Below are 18,844 nucleotides of genomic sequence, written 5' to 3' on the forward strand. Positions count from 1 at the left end.
GGTGGGCACATCCTTATGTCCGACCCACCTGATTTAGTAACTGACGTTGCAACTTCGCACCTTTGGCCGCGATTCGACGAGTGGTGCACAATTTTCACTCCCCCACCTACATTGAAAGGAACGCTCACCATGAGTACCCCCTCCTCTTCTCCGTCTCCGTATTCCAATAACTCTCAACCCGCGGGCCAACCACCGGTGGGTCAACCACCAGCTGACGCGCCGCAGAAGAAAAAGGGCGGGTGCCTCAAATGGGGCGCAATCATCATCGGTGTCCTCATTGTTATTTCCATCATTGCGGGTTTGGGCGGCAGCGATGATGAAAACAGCAGCAGCACAAACTCCACGGACCAAACCACCCAGCAAGACACTGTGGAGGCCAACCCAGAAGAAGAGGCTCAGGAGGTTGACGCAGGCGAAGATTCTCACGCTGCGCAGGATGACCAGGACGTCCCGCGCGAATTCAAGAATGCCCTGAAGAGCGCAAAGGTGTACTCAGACACCATGCACATGTCCAAGCAGGGATTGTACGACCAGCTCAGCAGCGAGTACGGTGAGCAATTCAGCCCGGAAGCCGCCCAGTACGCCATTGATAATTTGGAAGCGGACTACCACGATAATGCTCTTCAAACGGCTCGCAATTACGAAGAAATGATGAGCATGTCCCCCAACGCCATCTATGACCAACTCGTCAGCGAATACGGTGAAAAGTTCACCGCAGAAGAAGCACAGTACGCAGTGGATAATCTGTAGTCACCCTCACTAGCATTGAGGCACCACTGCACTCGAAAGGATTCCTGCCATGAACGCTCCACACTCCACGTCTTCCCCGGAACCTGATGACGACTCCCAGGAGCCGTTGCCTTTAACCAAGGATCCATTCCTTAGGTGGAGCGTTCTTGTCCTTATTATCCTTGTCATCATCGCCATCGTCACCAACCTGCCTTAAAGCTGGCGACGGCATGGTCCGACTAGGCGTCTAGTCCCCTAGCGCTTGCGCCGGCCGCGGCGAAAACCTTTTAGCTCCGCCTTCTTGGCAATCGCGGCCACCTGTGCCGCGGTGTAGTTCACCGGCGCGACCCCGGCGCGCGGCAGGACCCAGCCCCGCCAGTAGGAGATGATGGCCATGCCACTGCCGACGATCGGAGAAACCACCATGCCCATGGCAAATTGGTCATAGGATGCAAAGGTCACCATGACGATGCCGGTAACGATGGATGGCACCGCGTAGAGGGGGCTGCCGCCGAAAATGGACGGGATTTGTCCAGAGGCGACATCGCGGACCATTCCCCCACCAACGGCGGTAAGAACTCCCAAAAATACGCACGGGATCATGGGCATGCCCGCAGCCAGTGCTTTCACGCAACCGGTGGTAGACCACATGCCCAAAATGATGGCATCGCCGTGCTCGCGGAAAATCTCCCACGCCTTTCCCTTCAGTTCAATAAGGAAGGCGGTCAGCGCGCCGGCGCAGGCAAGGCCCAGGTACCAGGGGTCTGAAATAGCGGCGGCGGGGCCGTCATCGATAAGCATGTCGCGGATCATGCCGCCAGCCAGGCCAGAGAAGAGGGCGAGGAAAATAAATCCCACGATGTCGAATTCGCGGCGGCGGGCAATCGTGCCGCCGATGATGCCGTTCAAAGCCACTCCGATCAGATCGAAGGCCTGGTACATCGTGTTGATGAGGGGATCCACGTCGTGCATAACAACTACTGAACATAGCCGATCACACCGGTTTCGCCCTTTCCAGGGGTAGCTGGCGAGTAAGGTTGATAGACGGTCTCTTATGGCCGGATTACAGTGTTCTCCCGCTTTGTCTCGGTTATCTCGAAAGTTCTTTCATGTCTAACTCAAATGCCAGGTACTTCATCTGGTCCAATGGCCTGCAAAATTTAGGCGATCAGATCGTTGCCTCCAAAACGGTGCTGCCAGCACTCTTTAATGCGGCAGGCGTTCCCGCCTTCTTCACCGGCCTGCTTACCCCTATCCGGGAATCTGGCTCCATGCTGCCGCAAGCCGCCCTTACCCCCTGGGTGACCACGCACCGCGCCCGCAAGCGCTTGTGGATGATCGGCTCGACCGGCCAAGCCATCTCCGGCGCCGTCATCGCCCTCGCCGCATTCTTTATCCGCGGCGCATGGCTGGGCGTGGTCGTGCTTCTCGCCTTGGCGGCGCTGTCCTTATTCCGCGCTCTGTGTTCTATTGCGGGAAAGGACGTGCAGGCGCGCACGATTTCCAAGGGCCAGCGCGGCCGGGTCACCGGATCAGCAGCGGCCTTGGGCGGCGGGGCCACCCTGTTAGCCGGTGTCATCTTATTCCTCTTGGGGGATCTCACGATTTCCACTATGGGCATCGTTTTATTGGTCGGCGCTTCTACCTGGGCCATTGCTACGTGGGTATTTTCGCACGCGGAAGAGCCGGTGCCGGAGGGGGAGCAAGAGGGCATCGATAAGAGCTGGTGGTCAGATACCTGGAAGCTTTTTACTGGCGATGCCCAATTCCGCAACTTCGTCATCGTTCGCGCCCTGTTGCTGGTCTCGGCACTTTCTACCGCATTTATCGTGCTGCTGCACGATGACCTTTCCGGTATCTACGGCTTCGTGCTTGCCTCCGGTCTGGCTTCGCTCGTAGGTGGGCGCGTTTCTGGCATATTTTCGGATAGATCCTCCAAGAACACTATGGCGGCTGGTGCGGCCATTTCCTCCGTCATCATCCTGCTCATCGTGGTTAGTTCCCATTGGGCCCCAGACTCCGTGAATGCTTGGGTCATGCCGCTCGGCTTCTTTGCCGTCAACCTCGCGCATACGGCAGTCCGCGTGGCCCGAAAGACCTACGTTGTGGATATGGCCGGCGGCGATAAAAGGACGCAGTACGTGGGTGCCGCTAATACAATGATGGGCATTATTTTGCTCATCGTGGGTGGTATTTCTTCCGTCATCGCTCTCGCGGGGCCAGAGGCAGCGTTGATTTTCTTGGCGCTCGTTGGCTTTGTTGGCGTGTGGCGCGCGGGCAGCCTAAAGGAGGTTTCTCGCACATAGTTTAAATAGGGACTATATGATGAAGCCCGAAGAACTAATCAAACTCAACCCCCAGGAGTTTTGTTGACCGTGGAAGCAACTACCCCAAGTGCCGTCGTCGTCCTCGCGGCGGGCGCCGGCACGCGCATGAAATCCACAAAGCAAAAGACTTTGCACGAAATTGGCGGTCGCACGCTGCTTGGACACGCGCTGCACGCCGCGGCGGGAATTAACCCAGACCACCTCGTGACCGTCGTGGGCCACCAGCGCGAGCAGGTCTCACCCGTCGTAGAAAAGATTTCGAATGAGCTGGACCGCGAGGTTGTGCAGGCCGTGCAGGAAGAACAGCGCGGTACCGGCCATGCCGTGTCCTGCGGGATTTCCCGGATTTCGGATTTTGAAGGCACCATCATCGTTACCAATGGTGACGTGCCGCTTTTGACCCCAGAAACCATCGAGGGGTTGCGCGATACCCACACTGCTCAAGGCAATGCGGTCACGGTGCTGTCCATGCGCCTTGCAGATCCCACCGGTTATGGCCGCATCATTCGCGACACGGATGGGTCTGTCTCCGCCATCGTGGAGCACAAGGATGCCACCGATGAACAGCGCTTGGTTGATGAGGTCAATTCCGGCGTTTTCGCTTTCGATGCGGCAGCATTGCGCGATGCCCTGACCAAGCTTGATACCAATAATGCGCAGGGCGAGCTTTACATTACCGATGTCCTCGAAATCGCCCGCACCGCTGGGCATGGCGTGGGTGCGCACGTGGCCGCGGATCCGCAGGAACTCGCCGGCGTCAATGACCGCGTGCAGCTGGCCGCCGCTGGCCGCGAGCTCAACCGCCGCATGGTGGAAAAGGCTATGCGCGGTGGCGCCACCATCATCGATCCAGAGACCACTTGGATCGGTGTCAATGTCACCATCGGCACCGATGTCACCATCCACCCCGGCACCCAGCTGTGGGGTGCAACGAGCATTGCCGATAATGCCGAGATCGGCCCAGATTCCACGTTGACGAATATGCAGATCGGTACCGGCGCGTCCGTCGTCCGCACCCACGGCAGCGATTCCGTCATCGGCGTCAACGCCAAGATCGGGCCTTTTACCTTTATTCGCCCGAATACCATCGTGGGCGAAGACGGCAAGCTCGGCGGCTTCGTGGAGGCGAAGAATGCCGAGCTCGGCCGCGGTACCAAGGTGCCGCACCTTACCTATATTGGTGATGCCACCGTGGGCGAGGAATCCAATATCGGGGCATCCTCGGTCTTCGTCAATTACGACGGTGTGAACAAGCACCACACCACCATTGGCAGCCACGTGCGCACCGGCTCGGATACGATGTTTATCGCTCCGGTCAATGTCGGTGATGGCGCGTACTCCGGTGCGGGTACAGTAATTAAAGACGATGTTCCCGCGGGAGCACTCGTAGTCTCCGGTGGCAAACAGCGCAATATCGAAGGCTGGGTTGAAAAGAAGCGTCCGGGCACCCCAGCGGCACAAGCCGCAGCCCGTGCACAGGACAACGAAAAGTAAAGGGGCATATTCTCCTATGACTGGCAAGGTAACTGGTAGTAGCAAGAACATGAAGCTCTTTTCTGGGCGCGCACACCCAGAATTGGCAGAGGCAGTGGCAAAGGAACTTAACACCGATCTGGTTCCTACCACCGCCCGGGACTTCGCCAATGGCGAAATCTTTATCCGCTTCGAAGAGTCCGTGCGCGGCGCTGACTGCTTCGTCATGCAATCGCATTCCCAACCGCTCAATAAGTGGTTGATGGAACAGCTCATCATGATCGATGCGTTGAAGCGTGGTTCCGCCAAGCGCATCACCGCAATCTTGCCGTTCTACCCATATGCGCGCCAGGATAAAAAGCACTTGGGCCGCGAGCCCATCTCCGCCCGCCTGGTCGCAGACCTCCTGCAAGCAGCCGGCGCGGACCGCATCGTCTCGGTGGACCTGCACACGGACCAGATCCAGGGCTTCTTCGACGGCCCTGTGGACCACATGCACGCCCAGCCCATCTTGACTGACTACATCAAGTCCAAGTACGCCACCGATAACATCGCCGTCGTCTCCCCCGATGCCGGCCGCGTGAAGGTTGCCGAAAAGTGGGCTCACGACTTGGGCGATGCCCCGCTGGCTTTCGTGCACAAGACCCGCTCCAATACCGAGGCCAATAAGACGGTCTCCAACCGCGTGGTGGGTGAAGTTGAGGGCAAGGACTGCGTGCTTCTCGATGACATGATTGACACCGGCGGCACCATCGCCGGTGCTGTGCGCGTACTCAAGGAAGCAGGTGCAAAGAAGGTCATCATCGCCTGCACCCACGGCGTATTCTCTGACCCCGCCCGCGAGCGCCTGTCCGAGTGCGGCGCCGAGGAAGTCATCACCACCGATACCCTGCCGCAGTCCACCGAAGGCTGGTCCAACCTCAAGGTCCTGTCCATCGCCCCGCTTCTGGCTCGGACCATCCACGAGATCTTCGAAAACGGTTCCGTAACTACCCTTTTCGACCGCGCATAAGCGTTTAGCCGGTCGCACTACACCTCACACCCCGCCCTTCGCGCTCACCGTGAACGGCGGGGTGTTGGTGTTTTCCATCCCCGTGAGCGCCAAGGGCGGCGCAGGTACACGCAAGCACTACCGCACTACCGCCTGCTGTTCTCCCACCCGCCCTTCGCGCTCACTGCGTAACCCGAGCTACAGACATACGCGCCGCCGGTGAGCGTGAAGGGCGTAATCAGAGGAAAGGGCGCGAAGGAAGATTAACGGGGTGGGTTTTGGTTTCGTCGGCCGAGAGATGCTAATCTAACTCAGTCTCGGCGAGGGCGACTCAAAAATTGGGAAGCCGTTATCGACGCGATTGAAGTTAGAGCATGTTGCTTTTATTGACGCCTGCGATGACTCGTCCAAGACGTTCATCGGCAGGCTTTCGTCGTTTTTATAACTTCGATAGCCTCGCCGCACTACACCGACAAAGGAGATTGCATCATGGCAGAGCGCCCAATTATTAAAGCAGAACCACGTACCGTCTTTGGCAAGGGCTACGCCCGCCGCCTGCGCCGCGACTGGAAGGTTCCCGGCGTAATCTACGGTAGCGACCAGGAGCCCGTACACTTCGCAGTGCCGCTGCTGGACATCCAGTCCCTCGTTCGCAACAACGGTGTCAACGCCGTTCTGGAGCTCGAGATTGAGGGCGAGCAGTACCTGACCATGGTCAAGAACGTTGACCAGAACGTGCTCACCATGGACATCGACCACGTTGACCTGCTGCTGATTAAGCGCGGCGAGAAGGTCGAGGTTGAGGTTCCGATTACCCTGACCGGCGAGTCCGCACCGGGCACCATGCACATCCAGGATGCAGACGTCCTCATGGTTGAGGCTGACGTACTGAACATTCCGGAAGAGATCGAGCTGTCCATCGAGGGCCTCGAGGACGGCGAGGTCATCACCGCCGCCGACATCACTATGCCGGAAGGCACCACCCTGGTGGCAGACCCAGAGACCGTTATCCTCTCCATCACCCTGCCTGAGGTTGACGAGGAGCTCGAGGAGGCCGCTGAGGCTGCCGAGGAAGGCGGCGCCGACGCTGGTGCCGACTCCGTCGACGAAGAGGGCGAAGGCGAGTCCTCCGAGTCCGACGACTCCGAGGAGTAATTTCCCACTCCCCCAAACGCATATCGCCGTGAGCATTGCTGCTCACGGCGATATCGTGGTTTTATAGATGGTTTTATAAATCTTGTCCGGCAAGTTCACGAATTCTAGGCGTGATTTCGATCTTGCCTTTGCCTTCCTTAGCGCGTTTGATAATGAGCCGCGCAGCAGCAACTTTGCTACTAGGAATCTTTTCAGTTTCGCGATCATCTTCAGGTAGTTTTTCGGGCATGGGACGCACCTCCTTAATCACTACGATACTTCTCCAAGTCCACCGCTGTAAGAGGTATTTTTAGCAACCGAGCAGCAATGATACTCGGCGGCATATTCTATGGAGCATGGAAGTGTATTTCCAATAGAATTTCAATCTATGCGACAATAATGCAGTGACTCCACTACTCGTAGTAGGCCTTGGCAATCCTGGCCCGAAATATTCAGGCACGCGGCACAATATCGGCTTCGACGTTGCCGATGAGCTCGCCGGTGAATTAATGAGCAGCTTTTCGGTACATAAGAAGACTAATACCGAGGTTGCGGAAGGAATGCTATCCGGCCGCAAGGTAATCTGCGCTAAACCGCGGTCCTTTATGAATCTTTCTGGCGGGCCGATCAAGGCACTCGCCCAGTACTTCCATCTGGCGCCCGCGGATATTGTGGTGGTGCACGATGAATTAGAGTTCGACTTCGGGACCGTGAAATTGCGCCAAGGCGGTGGCGATCACGGGCACAACGGTCTGCGCTCTACTACGAAGTCGCTCGGTACTAAGAACTATCAGCGTCTTTCCATCGGCATCGGAAGGCCGCCAGGCCGGATGGATCCGGCATCGTTTGTGCTCAAGCCATGGTCCAACCAAGAAAAGGTGGAAATCCCTATCCTCTGCGCTGACGCGGTAGCAGAAATAAGGAGTGCGCTAGACTAGCTGGCATGAAATTGGCTACTCTTCGCACCGCGTTCGGCACCTCCGCAATCCGCATTGAAGGCGATAATGTGGGAGTGGAGCTGGACTACGAAGACGTAGGAGCGCTGCTGCGCAGCGAAGATTGGCGCAAGGCCGCACAGCTATCCGGCGAGCCGATAGTCTTTGATCAGCATGATTTAGAAGCAGTCGTCCCAACGCCAGGAAAAATCATCTGCGTAGGCCTTAATTACGCCAAACATATCCGGGAAATGGGCCGCGACTTTCCCGAGCACCCCACGCTGTTTATCAAGTTCGCCGATGCCCTGACCGGCCCCTTCGATGACGTCTATATCCCCGAATACGCTACCCAGAAGCTGGACTATGAGGGTGAGCTAGCGGTGGTCATCGGCGAGCGCGCGCACCGCGTAACCCGCGCGGACGCATTGGATTACGTGGCGGGGTATTCCATCATGAATGACTACACCCTGCGCGATTTTCAGCGCCAGACCAGCCAATTCCACGCTGGCAAGTCTTTTTATCGCACCGCAGGGTTTGGGCCTTGGCTGACCACCCCTGATGAATGGGCGCCAGGTGGTAGCGCGCGGCTGACCACCACGGTTAATGGCGAGGTGCGCCAGCAAGACAATACCGATGACCTCATCTTTTCCATCGCTGAGCTCATCGAATTTTGCTCACAGCTCTATCCCCTCAACCCCGGTGACGTCATCGTGACCGGTACGCCCGAAGGCGTTGGGTTTGCCCGCGACCCGCAACAATTCCTCCAGGATGGCGATACGGTAGCCATCGATATCGAAGGGCTCGGCCATATTTCTAATACCACTCGCTACGGCGAGCCCGGCCTCTAAGCCTGTTGCACATACCCCGCACATGCTGTGGCTGGGTTCTCACTCCAACGAGGGCACACCAGTTTTCTAGATAGGGCTACCAAGCCGTTAAGCTGGAAGAATGAGCACCAAAAGCAGCAAATCCCCTAAGAAGCTGAATAAGAAGGCCTACGAAAAAGAGCTCGAGCGGTTGCAAGCAGAGCTCGTCGATATGCAGCAGTGGGTCGTTGAAACCGGCGCCCGCGTGGTCATCATCATGGAAGGCCGCGACGCCGCCGGCAAGGGTTCTGCCATTAAGCGCATCACGCAGTACCTCAACCCCCGTACCTGCCGCATCGAGGCACTACCGGCCCCGAACTCGCGCGAGCAGGGACAGTGGTATTTCCAGCGCTACGTGGAAAAGCTGCCCACCAAGGGCGAAATCGTCATCTTTGACCGCTCTTGGTACAACCGCGCCGGCGTTGAGCGCGTCATGGGCTTTTGCACCGACCAAGAATACGTCCGTTTCTTGCACCAGGCTCCCACCTTTGAGCAGATGCTTGTGGAAGACGGCATTATCCTGCGCAAGTACTGGTTCTCTGTCTCCGATGAAGAGCAGATTAAGCGCTTTGAATCCCGCCGCAATGATCCGCTGCGCCGCTGGAAGCTCTCCCCCATGGATCTGCAATCCATTACCCGCTGGGAGGACTACTCCCGCGCCAAGGATGCCATGTTCATCCACACCGATACCCCGACCGCGCCGTGGTACACCGTGGAGTCCGAGGATAAAAAACGCTCGCGCATCAACGTCATTTCGCACCTGCTCAATACGATCCCTTACGAGAAGATCGAGCGCGAGTTGCCGGAGATCCCGCACCGTCCCGATTCCGATGGCAAGACCTACGAGCGCCCAGACCGCGAAGAGTTCCGTTACGTACCGGATGTAGCCGCCAAGCTAGAGGACTCGTCTAAAAAGAAAGGGAAGAAGAAAGGCAAGAAGGAGGACAAAAAGAAGTAGTCCCCCGAAGGCGTACTACTATGTCCGACTATGAGCATTGACACCGTGGCAAAAGCACGCTTAGGGGATAAAATCCTCACCGCGGTGGCAGCGCTCATCGCGCTGTTTTATCTCATCGGGGCTTGGGCGGCTCCAGGAGCTATCGAGCTCATCCAAGCAGCGCTTTCGCTTTTATTCTTGCCCTTCATCTGGGTCTGGCGTACCAAACCAGTACTCAGTGCAGCTGGCTTTATTGTCCTCCTTGGTGCGTGGGCCGCGGCGTGGATAAGCCAGCTACCAGCCAACCTCGGGGTTACTCCATGGGCATTGACCGCGCCGATGGCCGTCTACGCCACCTCCCGCTACGTGGAACGCCGCTCAATTCCCCGCGCGGTGCTTACCGCGGCGCTTTTGGGTTCCTTTATATCGCCCGCGATGTGGCGCATTGACCCCGAGTCCTTTTTATTATCTTTCCAGCTCGATCGCCGCTACATCACCTTGCTGGTGGTGCATTGGGCAGTGCTCGGCAGCGCCTATTTCATCGCCGCACGCTATTTTGACCTGGATAGGCAACGCGAGCGCTTAGCCCAAGAACGATTCCACCAAGCGCAGGAGGAAGAGCGCTTACTCGTCGCCCGGGAATTGCACGATGTCTTGGCCCATTCCCTCACCTTGATCAAGGTTCAGGCAAATGCCGGGATTATCGCCGCGCGAACGGATTCGACCGCCGCAGAGGACACCTTGAAGAGTATTCGCGATGGTGCGGATTCCGCGCTGGAGGAAGTGCGCGGCATCGTCACGGCACTACGCAGTACGGGGCCTACGGCTTTGGAACCCGCGCAGCAGCTCGAGCATGTACAGGGCATCATCGATGGCTTTCGCACCGCTGGTCTGGAGATTGACGCGGAATTGCCTTCCTCCTTCGAGGTTTCCGCGCTGACTCAGCTAGCCCTGGTGCGCATCATTTCTGAAGGGCTGACCAATGCCTTGCGCCATCAAGGCCCCGGCACGCATGTGCAGCTAAAACTTACGCTTTCCGATGCCGCACGAGTCACCCTCACCTCCACCGCTACGTCGCCTACGCCCAGTGAGGTATCCGGCAGCGGCGTGGGTTTGGTGGGAGTTAAGGAACGCGCCCAAGCGTTAGGCGGACACTTAACCAGCAATGGTGATGCCCAGAAATTTACACTGACTGCGGAACTACCACTACACAAGGACAACCATGCCTAAGATTCGCGTCATGCTTGCAGACGATCAAGCAATGCTCGTCGCTGCCTTATCGACCATCTTGAACGCGCAGGAAGATATTGAGGTGGTGGCTACCGCAACCTCCGGAGCCGATGCCGTTTCCTTGGCACTTCGCCACCGCATCGATGTGGCCATTTTGGATATACGAATGCCGGGCATGGATGGAATTGCCGCGGCCCAAGCCATTCTTTCCCGCACCCCTAACTGCCAGATTATCATGCTCACCACGTTCAATGAAGAGGATCTGGTATCGCAATCTATTGCCGCCGGTGCGCATGGATTCTTGCTAAAAGACGCCGACCCAGAGGTTCTGGTAGAAGCCGTACGCGACGTTGCCAGGGGCGAGTCTGTCCTCGCCGCCCAGGTAACGGGCCCTGTTTTAGAGGGCTACCGCAAGGCGCTAACGCACAGCCAGCTCAGTCCGCACGAGCGCCAAGGACTGAGCCTAGTTACTCGGCGCGAGATGGAGGTGCTCACGCTCATCGCGCGCGGTGCTACAAATAGCGAGATTGCCGGCCACATGTCTATCGCAGATACCACGGTAAAAACGCATGTCTCCGCTCTGATGTCCAAGCTAGCTGCACGCGACCGCGTGGCTTTGGTACTGCTGGCGCACAAAGCTGGCATTGCCTAGCCTCCTACTGTGGTAGGACTACCCCGGCGCGAAGACCGTCTCGAGGGCTGAAGATCAAGGCAGTAGCGCGGCTCATACTTTTCGTATGAGCTATGAGGTTTCTTTCGAACACATCACAAAGTCTTTCGGCTCCCAGGCAGTACTGCGGGATATAAGTTTTCACGTTTCGCCTGGCCGCGTACACGCTGTGCTCGGGAGAAATGGCGCCGGCAAGTCCACCTTGTTTTCCATTTTCCTCGGGCTGCTACCCGCCGATTCGGGAACGGTGCGCGTGGCTGGCAAACCATGGTCACGGGAAGTTCTCGACCATGTTGGTGCCTCGGTTAACGGGCCGGCTTTCTATGGCCACCTTTCTGCTACGGATAACCTCCGCGTGCATACCCGCCTTCTCGGATTGCCTGATACTGAAATCGACCGTGTCTTGCACATTGCTGGTCTAGCCGGGGCTGGTTCTAAGAAGGCAAAGTCTTTTTCCACCGGAATGAAAGCCCGCTTGGCCTTAGCCCAAGCCCTACTCGGTGATCCAGAAATCTTATTGCTCGATGAACCGCAAAATGGACTCGATCCACAGGGCATCGCGGAGCTCCGCAAACTCCTCCAGCAGCTCGCCGCCGCTGGGCACACAGTCGTGGTCAGCTCCCATCAACTCGGTGAGGTCCTTCACCTAGCCCACGACATCACTATTTTGTCCCAAGGCACTATCCGGTACTCCGGCTCCCTACAAGAACTGGCCCCCAGCGGTGAATTGGAAGCCGAATTCTTCCGCCTGACTTCTGCAGATGGTGAGACCGATGAGTAACCAGTATCGACGGTATCTCTCAGCGGAACTACTGCGCAGCCGCGGCAGCGCCCTGCAGTGGTTACCCTTGCTCGCCCTGCCTCTGGTGGTAATGACGGTATTCTTTTCAGCCTTCGCCTCCTCCGCCGAGGACGCTACCGGGGTTCTTGGCTGGCAGTCCATGTTTATCACCGGCATGTACGCTCCACTCATAGCGCTTTTTGCTGGCGTTCCAGAGCGCCGCGAGGTGCTCAGCCGCGGCGGCGGCACCCTATGGCGCCGGCTTCATCCTCGCTACGAGCACGCGTCCCGGTTCCTCTTCGTCGTGGTAAGCCTCGCAGTTTTTCACCTTCTTAATTTCGGTCTGTCCTGGGCGGCGGTTGCAGCGCAAGGGCGTGCAGACCACCAGCTGCTTCTCATCGCTGGGGCTTATTCTTTCCTCGGAGCCATCGGCATCGCGGGGCTTGCGACCGCATGCGCCCGCAGGCTGGGCCTTGCCGTCACACTTATCCTCGCGGTTATCTGGCAGGTCATTAGCGTGCTTCCTCGCGTTGTCGAGGGGCAGCTATGGTGGGCCTTCCCACCCGCCTGGCCGCTGCGGTTACTGTTACCTGCGCTGCGTATCCACCAAAATTCGGTTCCGCTCGAGCCTGGCGATCCACTCCTGCAGGAAAGCCCTCTTCCTGCACTGGCGTTATGCCTCATCCTCGCTGTAGCAGGCTCTTTGACCGCGACCATGACGCCTCGGCGAGTACGTCCGCTTTCCCGACGCCGACGCGTAGCGATACCCACGACCAGTACCGCCGCCACGCCAGCTCAAGGGTGGCAGCCTGCGAGTGCCTCTCGTGCCGCTGCCTGCTCCCGCCTTTCCGATGCGCTCCGGGGCTTTCACCGGGCCATAATGACGCCAGCGGTCATTACGTGCTTGGTATTAAGCGCCTTAGCGCTGATCTTTATTGCCCTTTACTACCCACCACGCTATGTACAGGGATTCTTCGTATTTCTGCTTCTCCCCGTGGGTGCCGGTGTACTTCCTGTACTGGTCTGGCCGGGGTTCTCGGGCGCGTGGCCGATTGTCTATACAGAATCTCGCCACTGCTCTACTGCCCTTCTCCTGTGGTTACTGGGCATCATCGCAGCGGTGTGCACGTGTGCTTCGGTCGCAGTTATCTTCGCGGGTGAAGCCACCCTAGCTGTGCTCGCCCAACTGCCGCTAGCCATCGGCGTCGGGTACGTGCTCGCGGTGGTCTCGCTCATCATGGTGATCCGCTTTGGTATCTGGAGCTCGCTAGTTCTCACCATCATCGGCACCATTGTCTCCGTGACGGTAGGCGGCGATGTCCTTGCAAAGACCGTCCTCTGGCTCGTTGCTTTCCCCGCCTGGCCGATGAATGCGGATTCTCCTGGCCGCTACGCCTGTGCTGCGATAATGACCCTGCTTTTCGCCGCCATTACTTCGTGGGCCGCCAGGCGGTTGCTGCGCACACGGGCACTTCGCCCTACCGATTAAATAACTAAGGCCCGCGGGGACTCCGCGGGCCTTAAACTATGCGAGCTTAAAGCTCAGAGGGAGATACGCGCTTGGGCAGGACCACCGGGCGGGCATTAGAAAGCCCTTCCACCACGCGGATGACCTGGTTGGAGTAACCAAACTCGTTGTCGTACCAGACATAGAGCACCAAGTGCTTGCCGGAGGCGATGGTGGCGATGCCATCGACGATGCCGGCATTGGTATTGCCCACGAAGTCGCTAGAGACGACCTCTGGGGAGGCGATGTAGGAAATCTGCTGGCGCAGATCCGAGTGCAGGGAGACGTTACGCAGGAAGTCATTGACCTCATCGCGGTCGACTTCTTGCTCCAGCTCCAGGTTAAGCACCGCCATGGACACATCCGGGGTGGGAACGCGGATGGCGTTACCGGTCAGCTTGCCCTCGAACTCCGGCAGGGCCTTGGCCACGGCCTTGGCGGCACCGGTGGCGGCAAGAACCATGTTCAGGCCAGCGGCGCGGCCACGGCGCTCGCCCTTGTGGTAGTTATCAATGAGGTTTTGGTCATTGGTAAACGAGTGCGCGGTTTCCACGTGGCCGTGCGCCACGCCGTAGCGGTCATTGATGACCTTGAGCACCGGGGTGATGCCGTTGGTGGTGCACGATGCGGCGGAGAGGATCTTATCGTCATCGGTAATAGCGGAATCGTTGATGCCAAAGACGATGTTTTTAATATCGCCCTTGCCCGGCGCGGTCAGCAGCACGCGAGCCACGCCCTTGGCCTCCAGGTGCTGGGACAGGCCTTCCTTATCGCGCCAAACACCGGTGTTATCCACCAGCACGGCGTTGTTGATGCCGTATTCGGTGTAATCGATCGTGGCTGGGTCATTGGCGTAGATCATCTGGATCTTGGTGCCATTGGCCCAGATAACCTGTTCTTCCTCATCCACGCTGATGGTGCCGTTGAAGGCGCCGTGGACGGAATCGCGGCGCAGGAGGCTGGCGCGCTTGATGATGTCCCCTTCGCCCTTATTGCGCACCACGATCGCGCGCAGGCGCACGCCGCCGTAAGCAGCCTCGCGGGCGACGAGGATGCGGGCAAGGAGGCGGCCGATGCGGCCAAAGCCGTACAGCACGACATCGGTTGGGTCGATGTCCTCGCCGGCACCGACGATTTCCGTGAGTTCATCTTCGAGGTAGCGGCGCAGGTCATCTTCGCCCGACTCTTCAAAGCCCAAGAGGAGGCGTCCGACGTCGATGGACGCGGAGCTTAGGTTCATATCCGCTAACTCGGACAGGATGGGCAGGGTTTCTGCCGTGGAGAGCTGGCGCTGGGCAATGCGGCGTCCGTAGCGGTGGGACTTGATGATGTCGATATCGGTCTGCCCCACCAGCGGGCGGCCGAAAATGGTGGCGACGACGTTGTTATTGCGGTGCAGTTGGTGGATGAGGGGAATCATCTGTTGCGCCAATTCGAGGCGCTCGTTCCAGTCATCATGTCCAATATGTGCGTTCGCAGTCACGAGGCTCCATCCATTTCTATTTCGGGGGTGGCTAGAAATCTTCGCCCCAAATTTTAGCGTGTATCAGTGTTTGTTTTGGCATAGGGAGTCCAGAATGTCTGCGACACTACCCCCGCAGATTTTGGCGGCCGGCTCACCTACGAGGCAGTAGGCTACGGCATCATCATGCTGCGCTCGGCGTTCCTTGAGCACGGAATTAAGCATGGGATATATCGGGGGTAAATCGGGGTGGGCGCGGGTGTAGTCGGTCTCTAAACCGCGTGCATGCCGCCCCGAAAAAGCGCGGGTGGATACGGTGGCCCCGCCGCGTTGGAGAAGCTTGCGGTTGTAGTCACTGGTTCCGGCTTCTTTAGTCAGCAAAAAGGCAGAGCCGCACGATGCGGCGGCCACGCCGGGCAGGCTTAATACCTGGGTCACGTCTCTTGCCGTACGCAGCCCACCTGCGACAATCAGCGGGATGTTCGGTGCGACCGCGTGAACGGCTTCATGGACGGCGGCGATGAGATCTGGCAGGGGCCGATCATCGGGAAGCGCGGTGCGGTCCCACGTGCCGCGGTGCCCGCCGGCAGCGGGCCCTTGTACGCACAGCGCGTCCACTCCCAGCGTGGCGGCGGTGCGGGCCTCATCGGGCGTGGTGACGGTGGTCCAGGCCTCGGCGCCCGCGGCGTGGATGCGGGCAAGCTGCTCAGAGTCAAAGGTGCCGAACATAGACCACACGACGCGCGCGCCGCCCTGGAGCGCCAGCTCGAGCTTGTCATGGAAGCCGAAGGAATAATCGGGATCCGGCAGCGTGGCACCTTCGGCCGCAGCCAATTCCGCGGCGGCGGCCAACTGCTCGGGTGTTAACGGATCCTGCGGGCAAAACAGGTTCACCCCAAAGGGGATGCCGGCGCAGGCATCAATCTGGCTGCGGGCAGAGTCCACGCTGGCAGACCCGAGTCCCAGGGTGCCAAAGGAACCGGCCTGATGCGCGGCGCGCACCAGATCCACGGTGGTAGGCCCGCCCGCCATGGGCGCTGGTATTACGGTTCGTCGCAAAGATTGAATAACCTGACTCATAGGAAACTACTGTACCAAGCTAGAAAGGCGCATTCGTGGCAGCTTTGACAGATTTTATTGCCCGGATTTTCTGCGGTCCCTCGCCAGTGCAGCAGGGGCTGGATCCGGCCGAGTTGGAGGCAGACTGGCTCATCATTGGCCTGGGAAATCCCGGCGCGAAGTACGCCGCCACGCGCCATAACGTGGGATATATGGCCGTGGACGATGTGCTTGCCCAAGGCGGCGACGTGCTCGAGCCGGTGCGCGGGATGGACCTCGAGGTAGCCCCGCTGCGCTGGGGCGATACCCGCGTACTGGCGGTGCGCACGATAACGTTTATGAATCTCTCTGGCGATCCGATTGCCCCGCTGGCGCGGGCTTTGGGTGTTGCGGCAGACCACATCATCGTCATTCACGATGAGCTAGACCTGCCTGCCAATAAGATTCGGCTAAAGCAAGGTGGCAATGAAAATGGGCACAACGGGCTGAAATCGCTCACGCACAACCTGGGCACGCGGGATTATGTGCGCGTGCGCATTGGCATTGCGCGCCCGCCCAAGGGCTCGTCGATTCCGAATTATGTTTTAGCACCTGTCGATGCCGGCCCCGGCTTCGATACCGCCATCGCCACCGCCGCCGAAGCCGCCCAACTCATCGCAACGCAAGGGCTCGTACAAGCCCAAAACCGCATTCACTCGCGCTAGGACTGGGAAAATTTCTCCAGCGCCTGCGGGCTGCCGGCGGCGACGATGAAGTCGGTGGGGGCGAGCTGGGTGGCATCGGCAAGCGGGGCCCAAGCACCCTCCACCTGGCAGACTGAGACCAATTGCACGTGGTGGGTGCGCCAAACCTCGCCCAGATCGAGCGGACGCCCTGTAACCGAAGAGGGCGCGGCCATCTGCGTCACTCCGTAATACGGGGCGATCTCAGCAAAGTCGCGGAAGCGCCCGCCCAAGAGGTAGGCCACGCGGCGGCCGGTATCGCGCTCCGGGCGGATGACGTGGTGGGCACCAATCTGGCGCAGGATGCGCTCGTGGGCCTCCGAATTGGCCTTAGCCCAAATATCCTTGACCCCCAGCTCCACCAGGTTGGAGACGGTGAGGATGGACGCCTCCAGGTGCGAGCCGATGCCCACGATAACTCGCTCCACCTCGTCGATGCCTAGTTGGCGGAGCGCCGCCGGATCGGTGGTATCCGCGGAAATAGCCTCGGTTAAGTGTGGTGCTCGTTCGCGCACGATCTTTTCATCGGAATCGATTCCAAGGACCTCTACCCCATGGCCCATCAGCTCGCTAGCCAGGGAGCAACCAAACCGCCCCAAGCCAATGACGACAACAGGGGCAATGTCGAGGGTGGCGCGGGAGTGGCCCAACGCCTTGAAAATGCTAGCCAATGAAGGGCCTTTCTTCGGGGTAGCTGTAGCGGCGGCCGAGGTTCTTGGCCGCCAACGCTGCTACCAGGGTGGTTGGGCCAACGCGGCCCAGGTACATGATGAAGCACAGCACGATTTGTGAGGGCGCGGACAAACTGGCGGTAATCCCGGTGGATAGGCCCACGGTGGCAAAGGCGGACATGACCTCGAAGGAAATCTGATCGCCGCTAAATTGCGGGTCGAAAAAGCGCAGCGCCGCCACGCCGAGGGTCACCACCAGCACGCCGGCAAAGCTCAATGCTAGCGCCTGCCGGGTAACACTGTGGGGAAGGCTGCGGTGGTAGATGGAGGTCTTTTCCTTGCCCAAAAACTCCGCCGCCATGGCGGCCAATAGCACGCACGCGGTGGTGACCTTGATGCCGCCAGCGGTACCGGCCGAGCCGCCGCCGATAAACATCAAGGTATCGGTGCCCATGAGCGTTACCGGGTGAACCTCACCGTAGTCGAAGGTATTAAATCCGGCCGTGCGCGGGGAGACGCTGGCAAAGAACGAGTTGAGGAGCTTCTCGCCCCACGTCATCGGCGCCAGCACGCCATTCCACTCCGTCAAGGCAAAAAATATCGTGCCTGCCGCAATGAGCACGCCGGTGGCCGCCAGCGTCATCCGCGCGGTAATTGAGATGCGACGCGTCGCCTCTGACCCGCGACGCACGTGGCGCACCAATTCCGCCCAGACTGGAAAACCCAGCCCACCACCGATGACCGCTCCGGCCAGCGGCAAGAGGATCCAGGCATCGCCGACAAAGGGCACGAGGTTATCGCTATTGGTGCTAAACCCAGCGTTATTAAAGGCCGAAATGGCGTGGAAGATGCCCTCCCATAACGCCCGCGGGAAGGAATGCCCGTAGCCCACCATAAGCCGCGCGGTGACCGCCGCGGCGATAATGCTTTCTACCACCGCGGTAAAGGCGAAGGTGAAAATCAGGGTGCGGCGAATGCCACCGGCGAGGATGGGCCGGTTTTCATAGGCGCCGGTCTTGCGCGCCTTAAAGCTAATCCGGCCGGTCAAGAGCAGGCCAGATAGCGAGGCCAGCGACATAATGCCCAAACCGCCCAATTGGATAAGGGCCAAGATGACAACTTGCCCGGCCGGGCTCCAGAAGCTGCCGGTATCGACCACGACCAAGCCGGTCAGTGAGACCGCAGAGGTCGCGGTAAAAAGCGCGGATAAAAACGAGGCGCGGGAATCTCCGGCCTCGGCGAACGGCAGTAAGAGCAGAACCGTTCCTATCAGGATGAGCAGTAGAAACCCGGTGGCGGTTAGCCGCGCCGGTCCCCACTGCCGCAGAAAAAGCAGGCGCTTCACAAGCC

At 59.1% G+C, this 18,844-nt stretch carries 20 protein-coding genes; 14 read left to right on the forward strand and 6 right to left on the reverse strand.

Features of this window, described 5'->3' with window-relative positions:
• Positions 1-129: 129 nt before the first annotated feature.
• Together ACP8KU_RS07440 and ACP8KU_RS07445 are read left to right on the forward strand one after the other, a co-directional pair.
• Positions 130-750 (forward strand): Ltp family lipoprotein, encoded by a 621-nt coding sequence (locus tag ACP8KU_RS07440; protein ID WP_005280001.1) that lies wholly within the window; start codon positions 130-132, stop codon positions 748-750.
• 49 nt (positions 751-799) lie between these two features.
• Complete coding sequence (locus ACP8KU_RS07445; RefSeq protein ID WP_005280000.1) at positions 800-946, forward strand: hypothetical protein; 147 nt, start codon at positions 800-802, stop codon at positions 944-946.
• 38 nt (positions 947-984) lie between these two features.
• On the opposite strand, the gene ACP8KU_RS07450 is transcribed toward ACP8KU_RS07445, so the two are convergent.
• The gene (locus tag ACP8KU_RS07450; protein ID WP_005279998.1) at positions 985-1,701 is read right to left on the reverse strand and encodes a trimeric intracellular cation channel family protein; all 717 of its coding nucleotides are present in this window, start codon (positions 1,699-1,701) and stop codon (positions 985-987) included.
• A 137-nt stretch (positions 1,702-1,838) separates the two neighbouring features.
• Here ACP8KU_RS07450 and ACP8KU_RS07455 point away from each other — a divergent pair, with 137 nt between their 5' ends.
• From ACP8KU_RS07455 to ACP8KU_RS07470, 4 genes are all read left to right on the forward strand, one after another.
• On the forward strand, positions 1,839-3,035 hold the full coding sequence (locus ACP8KU_RS07455; protein ID WP_284644184.1) for an MFS transporter: 1,197 nt from the start codon (positions 1,839-1,841) through the stop codon (positions 3,033-3,035).
• Between the two features lie 69 nt (positions 3,036-3,104).
• The gene (glmU, locus tag ACP8KU_RS07460) at positions 3,105-4,550 is read left to right on the forward strand and encodes a bifunctional UDP-N-acetylglucosamine diphosphorylase/glucosamine-1-phosphate N-acetyltransferase GlmU (RefSeq protein ID WP_284644182.1); all 1,446 of its coding nucleotides are present in this window, start codon (positions 3,105-3,107) and stop codon (positions 4,548-4,550) included.
• 16 nt (positions 4,551-4,566) lie between these two features.
• Positions 4,567-5,541 carry a ribose-phosphate diphosphokinase gene (locus ACP8KU_RS07465; protein ID WP_005279993.1) on the forward strand — a complete coding sequence of 325 codons (975 nt, stop codon included), beginning with the start codon at positions 4,567-4,569 and terminating at the stop codon, positions 5,539-5,541.
• A gap of 468 nt (positions 5,542-6,009) precedes the next feature.
• Positions 6,010-6,675: a 50S ribosomal protein L25/general stress protein Ctc gene (locus tag ACP8KU_RS07470; protein ID WP_005279991.1), complete on the forward strand. Its 666-nt coding sequence runs from the start codon at positions 6,010-6,012 to the stop codon at positions 6,673-6,675.
• A 73-nt stretch (positions 6,676-6,748) separates the two neighbouring features.
• Here ACP8KU_RS07470 and ACP8KU_RS07475 read toward each other — a convergent pair whose 3' ends face one another.
• Positions 6,749-6,904 carry a hypothetical protein gene (locus ACP8KU_RS07475; protein WP_005279990.1) on the reverse strand — a complete coding sequence of 52 codons (156 nt, stop codon included), beginning with the start codon at positions 6,902-6,904 and terminating at the stop codon, positions 6,749-6,751.
• 154 nt (positions 6,905-7,058) lie between these two features.
• Between ACP8KU_RS07475 and pth (ACP8KU_RS07480) the strand changes: the two genes are divergently transcribed.
• From pth (ACP8KU_RS07480) to ACP8KU_RS07510, 7 genes are all read left to right on the forward strand, one after another.
• Positions 7,059-7,592, forward strand: coding sequence for an aminoacyl-tRNA hydrolase (gene pth / locus ACP8KU_RS07480; RefSeq protein WP_302525191.1), 534 nt, complete (start codon positions 7,059-7,061; stop codon positions 7,590-7,592).
• A gap of 5 nt (positions 7,593-7,597) precedes the next feature.
• Complete coding sequence (locus ACP8KU_RS07485; protein ID WP_005279988.1) at positions 7,598-8,437, forward strand: fumarylacetoacetate hydrolase family protein; 840 nt, start codon at positions 7,598-7,600, stop codon at positions 8,435-8,437.
• A 100-nt stretch (positions 8,438-8,537) separates the two neighbouring features.
• Positions 8,538-9,413 (forward strand): polyphosphate kinase 2, encoded by an 876-nt coding sequence (gene ppk2, locus ACP8KU_RS07490; protein ID WP_484483538.1) that lies wholly within the window; start codon positions 8,538-8,540, stop codon positions 9,411-9,413.
• 30 nt (positions 9,414-9,443) lie between these two features.
• Complete coding sequence (locus ACP8KU_RS07495) at positions 9,444-10,622, forward strand: sensor histidine kinase (RefSeq protein ID WP_484483539.1); 1,179 nt, start codon at positions 9,444-9,446, stop codon at positions 10,620-10,622.
• Positions 10,615-11,274 carry a response regulator transcription factor gene (locus ACP8KU_RS07500; protein WP_484483540.1) on the forward strand — a complete coding sequence of 220 codons (660 nt, stop codon included), beginning with the start codon at positions 10,615-10,617 and terminating at the stop codon, positions 11,272-11,274. Before ACP8KU_RS07495 ends, ACP8KU_RS07500 begins: the two co-directional genes overlap by 8 nt.
• Positions 11,275-11,359: 85 nt before the next feature.
• A complete protein-coding gene (locus tag ACP8KU_RS07505; RefSeq protein ID WP_284899964.1) occupies positions 11,360-12,073 on the forward strand; it encodes an ATP-binding cassette domain-containing protein in 714 nt (237 codons plus the stop codon).
• Between the two features lie 91 nt (positions 12,074-12,164).
• On the forward strand, positions 12,165-13,562 hold the full coding sequence (locus ACP8KU_RS07510) for an ABC-2 family transporter permease (RefSeq protein WP_484483541.1): 1,398 nt from the start codon (positions 12,165-12,167) through the stop codon (positions 13,560-13,562).
• A gap of 46 nt (positions 13,563-13,608) precedes the next feature.
• Here ACP8KU_RS07510 and ACP8KU_RS07515 read toward each other — a convergent pair whose 3' ends face one another.
• Together ACP8KU_RS07515 and ACP8KU_RS07520 are read right to left on the reverse strand one after the other, a co-directional pair.
• Positions 13,609-15,063 (reverse strand): glyceraldehyde-3-phosphate dehydrogenase, encoded by a 1,455-nt coding sequence (locus ACP8KU_RS07515; protein WP_005279979.1) that lies wholly within the window; start codon positions 15,061-15,063, stop codon positions 13,609-13,611.
• Between the two features lie 63 nt (positions 15,064-15,126).
• Positions 15,127-16,122, reverse strand: a complete 996-nt coding sequence (locus tag ACP8KU_RS07520) for a nitronate monooxygenase (RefSeq protein WP_484483542.1) — start codon at positions 16,120-16,122, stop codon at positions 15,127-15,129.
• Positions 16,123-16,157: 35 nt separating this feature from the next.
• On the opposite strand from ACP8KU_RS07520, the gene pth (ACP8KU_RS07525) reads away from it, so the two are divergent.
• Positions 16,158-16,805, forward strand: coding sequence for an aminoacyl-tRNA hydrolase (gene pth, locus ACP8KU_RS07525; RefSeq protein ID WP_484483543.1), 648 nt, complete (start codon positions 16,158-16,160; stop codon positions 16,803-16,805).
• Here the strand turns inward: pth (ACP8KU_RS07525) and ACP8KU_RS07530 are convergent.
• Together ACP8KU_RS07530 and ACP8KU_RS07535 are read right to left on the reverse strand one after the other, a co-directional pair.
• The gene (locus tag ACP8KU_RS07530) at positions 16,802-17,494 is read right to left on the reverse strand and encodes a potassium channel family protein (RefSeq protein ID WP_484483544.1); all 693 of its coding nucleotides are present in this window, start codon (positions 17,492-17,494) and stop codon (positions 16,802-16,804) included. The two genes, pth (ACP8KU_RS07525) and ACP8KU_RS07530, sit on opposite strands and share 4 nt — an antisense overlap.
• On the reverse strand, positions 17,487-18,839 hold the full coding sequence (locus tag ACP8KU_RS07535) for a TrkH family potassium uptake protein (RefSeq protein WP_484483545.1): 1,353 nt from the start codon (positions 18,837-18,839) through the stop codon (positions 17,487-17,489). Before ACP8KU_RS07535 ends, ACP8KU_RS07530 begins: the two co-directional genes overlap by 8 nt.
• Between the last annotated feature and the right edge of the window lie 5 nt (positions 18,840-18,844).

It is taken from the genome of Corynebacterium sp. LaCa_282, assembly GCF_057198125.1.